Below are 12,153 nucleotides of genomic sequence, written 5' to 3' on the forward strand. Positions count from 1 at the left end.
CAAATAACCATTTCTTAATTGTCCCAATTTTAAATGCTCTCAATAAAAAATGCCTTACTACTTGCTATCGGCATCATTATATCCACATGGGGGCATGGGCAAAATTTAGGCCAGAAATCGGGACAAGATAGCGTAGCCATCGGAGAGCAACTCCCCATTTTGAAAGGAGATACGCTGGTGCCAAAACCAGAGCAAAGGTTTTTAGGCAGCGACACGTTGAGTTTACCAGGGAGTGATTTCTTTCAAAACATGGATATCGACTCCCTGGTTAACGAGCAGTTAGCGGCGGACACTTTGAAATCCGATTCCGCCAAGGTGGCCAAAGAAATCCCTAAAAGCGATATCGAAACGGCCATTAAATACGAGGCGGCAGATTCCATTTTTTTGGACGTAAACACCCAAAGAGTGATGCTCTATGGTGAAGGGAAAATTAACTACGGCAAAATCGAGCTTCAGGGAAGTAGAATAGACATCGACTGGCCTACGAATACAATCAAAGCCAACTATACGACAGATTCATTGGGAAAGAAAGTCGGTGTGCCCGTGTTCACCGAGGGTGATGAGAGCTACAATGCTCAGGACATGACTTACAACTTCAAAACCAGAAAGGCGCTTGTAAACGGGATTGTCACCCAGCAAGGAGATGCCTACATGCACGGTGAAAAAGTAAAAATGAATGCCAGCAGCGAGCTTTTTATCAGGAATGCCAAATATACCACTTGTAACCTCGAAGATCCCCACTTTCACATAGCCTCCAGTAAACTGAAAGTGATCCCTGGCAATAAGGTCGTTTCGGGGCCTTTCAATCTTCATTTCAGGTCTATCCCAACACCCCTGGGTTTTGCTTTCGGTATGTTTCCGCAGCCGAAAAAGAAAGTATCGGGTGTGCTGGTCCCCAAATATGGAGAAGAACGGCGGAGGGGCTTCTTTTTGAAAGACGGGGGCTACTACTTCGCCATCAACGACTATATGGACCTGGCGCTGACCGCCCAGGTTTTCTCCAAAGGCAGCTACGGTGCAACGTCTGACTTCCGATACAAAAAGCGTTATGCTTTCAATGGCAATATGAACCTGTCGTACAACAGGAATAAGGGCGAAAATGAAGAGGACAGCCTGTCGACCAAAGACTATTGGATCAGGTGGAGCCACACGCCAGAAACAAAAGGAACGTTCCGGATTTCATCGTCAGTGAACGCAGGCAGCTCCACCTATAGCCAAAATAACTACCAGAGTGTGCAATTCAACACCAACTCACAGTTCAACTCCAGCGTGAGTATGAGCAAAACGTTCACAGGCACACCATTCAATGCCTCGCTCAACTTCAGGCAAAGCCAGAACGTGCAAACCAAATCGATGACCATATCGGCGCCGGAGTTTACCCTGAACACCAACCGGTTTTTCCCGCTGGCCTGGATCACCTCCGGAAATGCCTCTGTGCTCGATAAGTTGAGTGTTTCACACAATTTTAGTCTTAAGAACGAATTCAACAACACCAACCCAAACTACAACTCAACTATAGATGGGTCTGAACAGTACCTGCCCGTCAACTCCGACAATCTGCCCAGCATGCTTCGAAACTCCAAAAACGGGGGAAGACATTCGGTACCTATTTCCACTACATTTAATGTGTTTAAATTCATCAGCGTCAGCCCCAGCTTTAATTACACAGAGTGGTGGTACCTGAAAGAGCTCAACAGGCGATGGGACGACGAGCAAAAAGAAGTGGTTACTGATACGGTTCGTGGCTTTAGCCGGGCCGGCTCTTATAGTTTCGGGACGGGTTTTTCTACCAGGCTTTACGGTATGGTGTTCGTAAAAGGAGAAAAAGTGGAAGCTATTCGCCATGTAATCACACCGACCATCTCCCTATCCTACTCGCCTGACTTTTCGGAAGAAAGGTTCGGTGTCTATCAAAATGTCCAAAGTGACTCGCTGGGGAGAACGAAGTTGTATTCAAAATACGACGGGTTTGTGTTTGGTGGGCCGGGCCTGGGGAAATCGGGCAGCATCGGCTTTTCGCTCAACAACAACTTTGAGATGAAAGTACGAGACAGAAAGGACAGCACCCAGGAGTTCAAAAAAGTGAAGCTGCTCGACAACCTGTCCATCAGCTCCGGTTACAACCTGCTGGCCGACTCCTTTAACCTGAGCACAATAGGCTTTACCACCAGAACGCTACTATTTAACAAATTGGACATTAACTACAGGATGACGCTTGATCCGTATTTGTACGTGCTTGACAGCACCACCAACACCGGCGGCGTGCGTAAGGTATATCAAACAAAAGTGGATGAATATACCTGGAACCACGGCCAGGGAATAGGAAATTTAAGTAATGCAAGTATTGCTTTAAGCACCAGTCTTAACCCAAAGGCACAAAAAGAGCAAAATAAAGACAAGGAAAGTGAGTTTGGCACTGAAGAAGAAAAAGACTACATCCGGACGCACCCCGATCAGTACGTAGATTTCAATATCCCATGGGACCTGCGGCTGAGTTACAATGTGGACTTTAGGAAAACAGGGTTTGCTGACCCGGTAGTGACGCAGTCGTTCACGATGAATGGCAATACGTCCATCACCGAAAACACCAAGATCACATTCAGCTCCGGCTACGACTTCAAAAACAAAGAAATAACGCAAACCAGGCTCGGCATCATTCGGGATATCCACTGCTGGGAGCTGTCCGTTGACTGGACTCCCTTTGGGCGGTTTACCTCCTACTCTGTCACTTTGAGAGCCAAGTCGGCGCTTCTGCAAGACCTGAAGCTTAGCAAACAAAGGAGCTTTTTTGATTCGTTTTAGGCAGCTGAATCGGCTGTTTTTACTATGAACCAAATAAAGGGTCGGCAACTTCTACAAAGTTCATAGCCAGCAAGCCTAAAACACCGATTACCAATAGATAGTAGATAGTTGGGATGATGGTTTTTCGTAAAATCAGCCCCTCCTGCCCTAGAAAGCCGACGGTGGCAGATGCAGCCACAATATTGTGTATCGCTATCATATTCCCCGCCGCTGCTCCCACAGCCTGAAGTGCCACCATAAGCGTGCCTGGCATCAACAGCCGCTCAGCCACTCCAAACTGGAAGAAACTGAACATGAGGTTACTGACGGTATTACTGCCGGCAATGAAGGCCCCCAGTGCGCCAATGGAAGGGGCAAATAAAGGGTAAATACTTCCGACATTGGAGGCCACCCACTCGGCCATGACTATAGGCATTCCGGGGATGTTTCCAGGATTAACCCCTGAATTGATATAAATTCTCACCATAGGCACGGTGAAAATCAAGACAAAGCCTGCGCCCAAAATCATTTTACTGCTGTCGGAAAAAGCCTGCCTGACTTTCCCCATCTCCATTTTATGCAACAAAACGGTTAAAAATCCAGCCAAAAGAAGAATGGTACCCGGCAAGTAAAAGGGCGTGCTGCTGGCTGAAATATCTGTACCCAGAATTTGGTTGTAGCTCACGGCGATGCTGGTAAGCATCCCTTTAAAAGGCAGCTGCGGAAGGCGGCTGAGTACCAGAAGCGCCGCCACCAACAAATAGGGAGCCCAGGCAACAGCCAGCGAAAATGGAGCCTTTTCCAGTTTGTTGTCTGGCTGCACTTCGAGGCTTCCAAGCCATAGTTTAGGCCAGCTCTCCCTGGGCGGGAAGTCCCAGCCGGTCTTCGGTACCAGAAATCCTTTTTTAGCAGCTGCCACTACAATGACAAGGCCAACGAGGGATCCAAATAGGGAAGGAAACTCCGGCCCCAGCACAAAGCCAGTGATCACATAAGGAATAGTGAACGCCAGCCCGCCGAGGATAGCGAATGGAATCATGGCAAAGCCTTCCCGCCAGCTTTTGTTGGCGCCAAAAAAACGGGTCATCATGCAAATCATAAACAGGGGCATCAAAACCCCGGCAATGGCGTGCAACACCACCACTTGACTGGTCACTATGTGCAGGTAGTCGAGGAAACTAATATTGGCGGCGGATAGTTGGCCTTCAAAGTCAATACCCTGCAGGCCTCCTCTTAATCCCACCAGCACGGGCGTGCCCACAGCGCCAAAGGTAACAGCAGTGCTTTGCACCATCATGCCGAGCATGACAGCCGCCATGGATGGAAAACCCATGGCCACCAGCAGCGGCGCCACAATGGCGGCAGGCGTGCCAAAGCCGGCAGCTCCTTCAATGAACGATCCAAACAGCCAAACGATGATCACCACTTGTACACGCCTGTCGGTGCTGATGTCAGAAAAGCCACGCCGGATGACTGTGATAGCTCCGGAGTAGTTCAATAATGTGAGCATCAGGATGGCACCAAAGATGATATATAAGATATCGAAGGTGATGAACAGTCCTTGAATAGTAGACGCCAGAATATTAGCCAGTGGGAAGTCCCAGGCCAGAAAAGCCACGATGGCGGTAAGCAAAAAGCCTATCGGCATCGAAATTCGGGCTGAAAGCCGGAACCCAGCCAACATAATAGCAACGACCAGGATTGGGAAAAGCGCAAGAAATGAAAGTAGTGACAAAGACATAGGTATGGTGTTTATATCGTCGCCCCAGTGGGCTTACCGAAAAGGCACAAGCATGCTTTGAATGCTCAATTCAAGTGCCTGATTTGAAGATAAATCAATTCAAAATGTTTAACCAGCCGCTCACAACAAATGGTAGGCATCAAGGGTGAGAAAGTCTTTAAAGTCCTCCTCTCGCACAAGTTTGTCGAACAACTCGGCAGCGATTTGCAGTTTGCCGGAGGCTACCCTTTCTTCACCCAGAAATAGCGCCGCATTGGCTTTTTCGGCTTCAAACAGCGTTTCATACAATTCGATATCGACAGCCCTTCCGTCGTCGAGCAACACACCCTCGCTGTGCAGCCATTGCCAAACCTGCGCTCTTGATATTTCGGCTGTAGCAGCGTCTTCCATCAGGTTGTACAGAGCAGCGGCGCCTGTGCCCTGAAGCCATGATTCAATGTAAAGAATGCCCACATTTATGTTTAAGCGCAAGCCATTTTCTGTAATTTTTCCATCCTCAATATTCAGGTTCAAAAGATCGTCTCTACCGACAGTTACATCGGCTCGCATCACATTCTTCTGGTGTGGCTTCGTTTTTAAAACCGCATCAAACTCCTCCATTGCCGCAGGCACCAGAAATGGATGCGCCACCCAGGTACCGTCGTAGCCCTGGCTGGCTTCATTCTTCTTGTCCTGATGCACCTTTTGGAACGCAAGGTTATTTGCTTCCTCATCCTTTGACGGAATAAAAGCAGACATCCCTCCGATGGCATGGGCACCCCGTTTGTGGCATGTTTTCACCAAAAGTTCGGCATAGGATTTCATAAAATGGACACCCATGGTGATCTGAGCACGGTCGGGTAAAATAAACGCCTTGTGATGTCTTAGTTTTTTGATTGTGCTGAAAATGTAGTCCCATCGACCTGCATTCATGCCAGCAATATGATCCTTCAGTTCATACAGTATTTCTTCCATTTCGAAGCTGGCCAAAATCGTTTCCACCAGCACGGTGACCTTTATGGTCGCCTGAGGAATACCCAACAACTGCTGTGCCTTCACGAAAACATCGTTCCACAAACGTGCCTCAAGGTGACCTTCCAGTTTGGGCAGGTAATAATAGGGGCCGGAACCGTTTTCAAGCAGCGCATGGACATTGTGAAAAAAGTAGAGACCAAAGTCGAACAGTGATGCAGACAAAGGCTCGCCGTCTACCTCAACATGCTTCTCGGTCAGGTGCCAGCCTCTGGGCCTGACTACAAGAGTAGCAACCTCCTCCTTCAGTGCATAAAGTTTACCATTAGGGGCTGTAAAGTCTATTTCCCTCAAGTTGGCGTCTTTCAGATTGACCTGGCCATCGATGCAGTTTTCCCACGTGGGCGAATTGGCATCTTCAAAGTCGGCCATAAACACCCTGGCACCAGAGTTGAGTGCATTGATTACCATTTTTCGATCCACAGGGCCGGTAATCTCAGTTCGTCTGTCCTGCAAGTCAGCGGGAATGGGTGCTACCTGCCAGTTTCCGTCACGGATTTTTTTGGTGCTCCCGAGAAAATCGGGCAGCTCGCCAGCGTCAATGGCCTTTTGCCTTACTTCTCTGGCCTGCAAAAGCTGTGTCCTTCTCTTATTAAAACTACGGTGCAACGCCGCCACAAATTCAATGGCTTCGGGGGTAAGAATGGCTTCGTAGCCTTTCGACACCGCTCCGTTTATTTTCACTCCTGGTATGTCAATTTTTGATGTTTTCATTTTCCGCTTTGCTTAACTTTCTAGTACTTATTTAAGGCCACCAAAGCACAGGTATTTGATCTCCATAAAGTAGTCCATGCCGTATTTGGATCCTTCTCTGCCAATACCCGATTGTTTCACTCCGCCGAAAGGTGCCACTTCGGTGGATATCATACCTTCATTGATGCCCACCATACCCGTTTCCAAGGCTTCAGCTACCCGCCAGCATCTGCCAACATCCCGGCTGTAGAAATATGATGCAAGACCAAAATCGGTATCATTGGCGATCCGGATGGCTTCTTCCTCTGTTTTGAACCTGAACACAGGAGCTACCGGGCCAAACACCTCCTCCCGGGAAATGATCATCTCCTGAGAGGCTTCGGCAAGGACGGTGGGCTCAAAATACAAGCCCTCCAATGCCTTGCCCCCCACTACTACTTTACCTCCTTTGGCCAGGGCGTCGTCCATATGATTTTTTACCTTGGCCAGCCCTTTTTCATTGATGAGTGGCCCAATCTCAGCGCCTTCCTCCAGGCCATTGCCTACCTTCAGCGCTGCTACAGCCTTTGAAAATTTCTCTACAAACTCATCGTAAATGCCGTCCTGCACCATAAGCCGGTTGACGCATACACAAGTCTGGCCGCTATTGCGAAACTTGGACGCCATAGCCCCTCTCACTGCTTCATCAATGTCGGCGTCGTCAAAAACAATAAAGGCCGCATTGCCACCAAGCTCCAGCGACAGCTTTTTAAGGGTTGAAGCGCTTTGGCTCATGAGCACCTTGCCTACGGCAGTGGAGCCTGTAAATGACAGCTTTCGCACTTTTTTGTTTTCACAAAGCTCCTTCCCTACCTCGCTGTTGTCCGATGTGGTAACCGTATTGTATACGCCCGGAGGAAAGCCTGCGAGCTCAGCAAGGTGAGAAATGGCCAGAGCGGTAAGGGGAGTCTCCGTTGGCGGTTTCACTACTACCGGGCTGCCCGCCGCCAGGGCAGGGCCAACTTTTCTTGTGATCATAGCGAGCGGAAAATTCCATGGAGTGATGGCAGCTGCTACACCGATCGATTGCTTGATGACGACAATTCTCCTGTCGTTGCTATTGGCAGGGATCACATCACCATAAGTGCGCTTAGCCTCTTCGGCAAACCACTCAACAAAACCGGCACCGTAAGTCACCTCGCCGAGGCTTTCGTTCAATACTTTCCCACATTCAAGGGTCATTAGTTTGGCTAATTCATTCCTGTTTTCCAAAATGAGGTTAAACCATTTGCGCAACAATGCAGACCGCTCTTTGGCTGTGAGGTTCCTGTATGCGGGCCACGCTGCATTGGCTGCGTCGATGGCCTTGCGTGTGTCCTCACGACCCATGTCGGTCACGCTGGCCAGTACTTCGCCCGTTGCTGGGTTCGTCACGTCAAAAGTCTTTCCGCTGGCAGCACGCACCCACTGGCCATTCACGTAGGATTCTGTTCTTATTAGTTTGCTAGTCTCCACTTTTTTGTCTGTTTAAGTTAATTCAACTCTGGGCATGCCCGGGTCAGAAAGTGATTATCTGGCGTATGGCCTCTCCCTTTGCCAGCCTTTCAAAGCCTTCATTCACCTGATCGAGCACAAGCTTGTGAGTCATGAGTTTGTCTACTGGCAGCCTGCCGGATTGATACAAAGCGATATAGGCAGGAATATCTCTGGCCGGAATGCAGCTGCCCAGGTAGGAGCCCTGTAGCGTTCTTTCTTCAGCTACCAGTTTCACAGGAGCAAATTCCATTTTCTTGCTTGGGTGTGGCAAACCGGCCGTCACCGTTTTTCCGCCTCGTGCCGTAGCATTGTAAGTAAACTCCAGCGCAGCAACCACTCCTGCGAACTCCAGCCCAATATCTACGCCGCCGTTGGTCAGGTCTCTTGTTTTTTCAAGTGCGTTTGGCTCCGAGGTATCAATGGCTTCATGAGCCCCCAGCTCCAGCGCCTTGGCTAGTTTCTCTTTGTTGACGTCAGCGACAATCACCTTGCTCGCACCTCCTGCCAGTGCGCCCAGCAGTGCGGCAAAGCCCACACCCCCCATGCCAGTGATCAAGACAGACTCGCCCATCGATAGCCTGGCTGTGTTGATGACTGCACCCACGCCCGTCATGACGGCACAGCCAAATAGGGCGGCTATGTCGAATGGAAGGTCTTTCACTACTCTCACTACCGACTGCCTCGACACAACAGTGTATTCAGCAAAACCTGACACCCCCATATGGTGATGTACTTTTGCATTTTCCTTGTTGGTTAGCCTTGTGCCTCCACCTAGCAAAACACCGCTGTTGTTGGCGGCCATGCCGTTTTCGCACAAAGCGGGCCTGGCGGTCATGCAAGGCATGCAGTGCCCACAAATGGGCACAAATGAAAATACAATATGGTCACCCACCACCAGGTCAGTGACTCCTGGCCCCAGCTCTACCACTTCTCCGGCGGCTTCGTGCCCCAGCACCATGGGCATTTGGCGGGGCCTGTTTCCGTCCATTACCGATAAATCAGAATGGCAAAGTCCGGCGGCATGTATCTTCACGAGAATTTCACCCGCTTCGGGGCCAGCCAGGTCTACCTCCTCTATGGTCAGAGGTTTGCTTTCATGATAGGGTCTGCTTGCGCCCATATCATGTAATACTGCAGCTCTTATTTTCATAGTATGTTATCTGAATAGATTTAAGTTACCTGGCTGGCTCAAATGGCCCACCAGTTTTCATTTATCAACTCCTCCCAAAAATTCCTGAATATTTTGCCCCACTTTATCAATCAGCAATGTTCGAGCTTCCATGCTTGCCCAGATGGAATGCGGCGTCATCACCAGTTTTTCCTTTTCATTTACCAATAAAAGTGGGCTTTGAGGGTCCAGCGGCTCTCTGGCAAACACATCGATACCAGCCCCGGCAATAAGTCCCTCGTTGAGTCCCCTCACCAGGTCTGTTTCATTGACTATACCTCCCCTACCAGCATTAATCAACAAGCCGGAGCGTTTCATGAGACCAAGTCTTTCGTAGTTGATCAGGTTGCTGGTGTGCTGGTTCAAAGGGGCATGTATACTTACAACATCGGCAGTGGCAAGAAACTCTTCCAGTTCCAGACGAGGGTAGGGTACCTCATAACTTTGACCCGAGGCGGAATAGTAAACCACTTCGGCCCCAAAGGCTTCCGCAATTTTTGCCACCTGCAATCCAATGCTGCCGAGCCCTATAATACCGAATCTTTTTCCGCTTAATTCCCAAAAAGGTTTTTCAAAGTGCGTGAAAATATCCGTCTTTGAATAGGCCCCTGACTTCACATAATTGTCGTAGTAGGGCACTTTGTTTATCAATTGGAGCAAGATGGCAAACGTCCCTTGAGCCACGCTTTTTGAAGAATAGTCGACAGCGTTTTTTACGGGAATTCCCAGTTCATTAGCCGCTGCTATGTCCACATTGTTGGTGCCTGTGGCGGCAATACAAATCAGCTTCAATCTTTTGGCTTCGTGAACGGTGCCTCTGTCGATAACCACCTTATTAGTGATAATTATATCCGCTTCCCGAACTCTCTCCAGCGTTTGATCCGAAGAGGTAGTTTCATAATAAATGGCCTCACCGAAGCGCTCCAATGATTTGATATTGGGAACATCTCCAATCGTTTTGGTATCAAGAAAAACCAGCTTCATTGGCGTTTTTTTTTTAAAAAACCTTATACAATTCTCACCCAGTCACCTAAATTTTAGGCGTTGCACATCCTTATTAAAATACTTTGCGTGAAGTGGATCGGCGTGAGCCTTGGTCAACCCGGCAGTCGCACTAAATCAGCCAACCTCTTGCGGCGAAATCAGCCACCAGCCCTGACTTTAATAACTATCTTTTTCACCGTATCGTACCCTTCTACTTTTACGCCAGGCCGATGGGCATCTTTACCTGGGAAAACGACGAAAAAGGTCTCAGGATTCTCCTCGTAATATTTGCCTTTGGCTTCATGAAACATGATCTCCTTTTCAGCATCATACGGTTCAGTCACCGTGGATCCTTCCACTGGGGCTATGCCAATTTTCTCCTTGCCGTCAAAAACATAGTGAATGTCGGCGTAAACCTTGTGTGACTCATATTTCGTCTTCGCAAGTTCTTTAGTCGGGCCATCGCTGACAATCACAAAAACGTTTTCACCGTCAATGGGGTACCTGCCCGGCTTAATGCTGGCAAGGTCGTCTCGCTGCATATAGGCAAAGGCCTTATCCCACCAATCTTTATGGGCACTGTACTGCCTGGCCAGCTCTTGTTGGTCAATGGACTTATGAGGAACCAGATTATCGTTGCTCAGCCATTTACGCTCTTTGAACCATTCCTTTGACTCCTTTTTTCCGAGGGCTTTGCCTGATTGCGCCTGCAGCTCAAAACACATGCTGAGCGCCGTTAATAGCGTCACTGCAGATAACAAACGGCGAGAAAAACTATGCATAGCATTACAACTTTAGAGTTAGCTTAATAAAACGTTACCTATAGTATTGAGCAACATTGCTCACTGTCTCACTGTAATCAAAAACAAATCATACAAAACAATTTACATATGGCAACCAAATGAACTGCCGCCCGACATGGAATAGGTTTGGGGTGCTGTTTGAATCGACAAAAAAGGGAGGGGTTATACAGCAATGATTGCCAATAGCTATGATTCGACCGGCATTCACTTATCAGACTGCTTATGATCAGCTGATACTGTATACCCCCCTGCTTTCACCTACCTACTTAATCGTTTAATGAGGAGCACGACCCAGTCCAAACTGGTCACCAATTTTCACCGCTTTGTTGTCAACGAATTGAATTTCGACCATTTTCTCACTAGCCACATAGTTGTTATCCTCATCAGTAAGCAACGTCGCAATTTTGCGGGTTTTTACATCGATCACTTCGCCGCTTGACGGATAGGCATACTTACCATCAAGGCTGAAAGTCACCCACCCTGGCATGTCCTGCAAAGGAATAGTGGTGAGTTGCTTGTATGGAGGCTTGTTTTCGAAAATATGCATGCGCATGTTATGTCCGTCGCTCACCCAAATTTCCTTCTCGTCAGGTGTGAGACCTATACCGTGACTTGGGCAGGAATGTCTCCTGACTGGTCCTTTTTCCCAGCCTTCCACCGTCACCCTGGCCAACTTTTCGCCTGTTTTCAGGTCTCCAACTTCAAAACCCAGCAACTCGTTGACGTTAACAAACACAAGCGACTCATCACTATTGACTGTGAATGGGCGAATACCTCCACCAAATGGCCCCACCTTGCTCACAAGTGTATGGGTCTTAGTGTCAGCAATATTCAAAAAAGGCGTGCCAATATCTGCCAGATAGGCTTTGGTACCAGACATGCCAATGATGGTATTATGGGCACGGGTGAAAACCTGTATTTTGCTCTTGATTTCACCTGACGCACAGTCAACTACATTCCAAAAGTCTTTTTCCAATGATGGCAGGTACATTGTTTTACCATCCGGTGAAATCGACATTCGGTCGCATCCACCTTCGAAAGGTATCTCCCACACTACTTTCTCAGAAGTAATGTCTATCCTTTGCAGGGTCTCCAGCGTACTGACATAGATACTGTTGGTGGCCAGGCTTACCGCTACACCTTTTACATTAGATGGTGTGCCATCTTTGTGATAACCCTTCATCGGTATTCTTTTCACGAACCGATGGTTATTGTCCATATCGAAGACAAGTATTCCATGCCCCCCATACCCCAGATAGTCTCTTATCCCCGGGGTGGCAACATACAGGTATCGTTTCGTTGTAGCCGCCAAGTCATCGCTTCCTGCCGACGGCTCTTCGCCTGGCAGAGATATCCACGCCGCCGAGACTATCAAAAGCATGCCAAGGATTACAACCTTAATAATGTTAATGTTCTTCTTCATGATATGTGTTTCTTATGTTTCATACTATTTGCTA

8 protein-coding genes are annotated in these 12,153 nt (G+C 48.4%); 1 reads left to right on the top strand and 7 read right to left on the bottom strand.

The genetic code is table 11. The annotated features are described in order from the left end of the window. Positions 1-33: 33 nt before the first annotated feature. On the top strand, positions 34-2,802 hold the full coding sequence (locus AAC052_RS13270) for a putative LPS assembly protein LptD (protein ID WP_339813855.1): 2,769 nt from the start codon (positions 34-36) through the stop codon (positions 2,800-2,802). A gap of 22 nt (positions 2,803-2,824) precedes the next feature. Here AAC052_RS13270 and AAC052_RS13275 read toward each other — a convergent pair whose 3' ends face one another. The 7 genes from AAC052_RS13275 to AAC052_RS13305 all read right to left on the bottom strand — a co-directional run bounded on the left by AAC052_RS13275 (position 2,825) and on the right by AAC052_RS13305 (position 12,119). Then, positions 2,825-4,522, bottom strand: a complete 1,698-nt coding sequence (locus AAC052_RS13275; RefSeq protein WP_339813857.1) for an L-lactate permease — start codon at positions 4,520-4,522, stop codon at positions 2,825-2,827. Between the two features lie 120 nt (positions 4,523-4,642). Then, on the bottom strand, positions 4,643-6,247 hold the full coding sequence (gene aceB, locus AAC052_RS13280; protein WP_339813858.1) for a malate synthase A: 1,605 nt from the start codon (positions 6,245-6,247) through the stop codon (positions 4,643-4,645). Between the two features lie 27 nt (positions 6,248-6,274). Further along, positions 6,275-7,720, bottom strand: coding sequence for an NAD-dependent succinate-semialdehyde dehydrogenase (locus AAC052_RS13285; RefSeq protein ID WP_339813860.1), 1,446 nt, complete (start codon positions 7,718-7,720; stop codon positions 6,275-6,277). 43 nt (positions 7,721-7,763) lie between these two features. Continuing rightward, positions 7,764-8,891 carry a zinc-dependent alcohol dehydrogenase family protein gene (locus AAC052_RS13290; RefSeq protein WP_317487925.1) on the bottom strand — a complete coding sequence of 376 codons (1,128 nt, stop codon included), beginning with the start codon at positions 8,889-8,891 and terminating at the stop codon, positions 7,764-7,766. A gap of 57 nt (positions 8,892-8,948) precedes the next feature. Next, positions 8,949-9,893 (bottom strand): D-2-hydroxyacid dehydrogenase, encoded by a 945-nt coding sequence (locus AAC052_RS13295; RefSeq protein WP_317487926.1) that lies wholly within the window; start codon positions 9,891-9,893, stop codon positions 8,949-8,951. Positions 9,894-10,051: 158 nt separating this feature from the next. Further along, positions 10,052-10,675, bottom strand: coding sequence for a YhcH/YjgK/YiaL family protein (locus AAC052_RS13300; protein ID WP_339813862.1), 624 nt, complete (start codon positions 10,673-10,675; stop codon positions 10,052-10,054). A gap of 295 nt (positions 10,676-10,970) precedes the next feature. After that, a complete protein-coding gene (locus AAC052_RS13305) occupies positions 10,971-12,119 on the bottom strand; it encodes a hypothetical protein (protein ID WP_339813864.1) in 1,149 nt (382 codons plus the stop codon). Between the last annotated feature and the right edge of the window lie 34 nt (positions 12,120-12,153).

The sequence above is a fragment of the uncultured Imperialibacter sp. genome (assembly GCF_963974565.1).
In the GTDB taxonomy this organism is placed as follows: Bacteria; Bacteroidota; Bacteroidia; order Cytophagales; family Cyclobacteriaceae; genus Imperialibacter; species Imperialibacter roseus.

Excerpts from the sequence above, each read along its gene's own strand:
- AAC052_RS13270 (WP_339813855.1), top strand. The coding sequence starts at position 34 with ATGCTCTCAATAAAAAATGCCTTACTACTTGCTATCGGCATCATTATA.
- AAC052_RS13275 (WP_339813857.1), bottom strand. The coding sequence starts at position 4,522 with ATGTCTTTGTCACTACTTTCATTTCTTGCGCTTTTCCCAATCCTGGTC.
- aceB (WP_339813858.1), bottom strand. The coding sequence starts at position 6,247 with ATGAAAACATCAAAAATTGACATACCAGGAGTGAAAATAAACGGAGCG.
- AAC052_RS13290 (WP_317487925.1), bottom strand. The coding sequence starts at position 8,891 with ATGAAAATAAGAGCTGCAGTATTACATGATATGGGCGCAAGCAGACCC.
- AAC052_RS13295 (WP_317487926.1), bottom strand. The coding sequence starts at position 9,893 with ATGAAGCTGGTTTTTCTTGATACCAAAACGATTGGAGATGTTCCCAAT.
- AAC052_RS13300 (WP_339813862.1), bottom strand. The coding sequence starts at position 10,675 with ATGCATAGTTTTTCTCGCCGTTTGTTATCTGCAGTGACGCTATTAACG.
- AAC052_RS13305 (WP_339813864.1), bottom strand. The coding sequence starts at position 12,119 with ATGAAGAAGAACATTAACATTATTAAGGTTGTAATCCTTGGCATGCTT.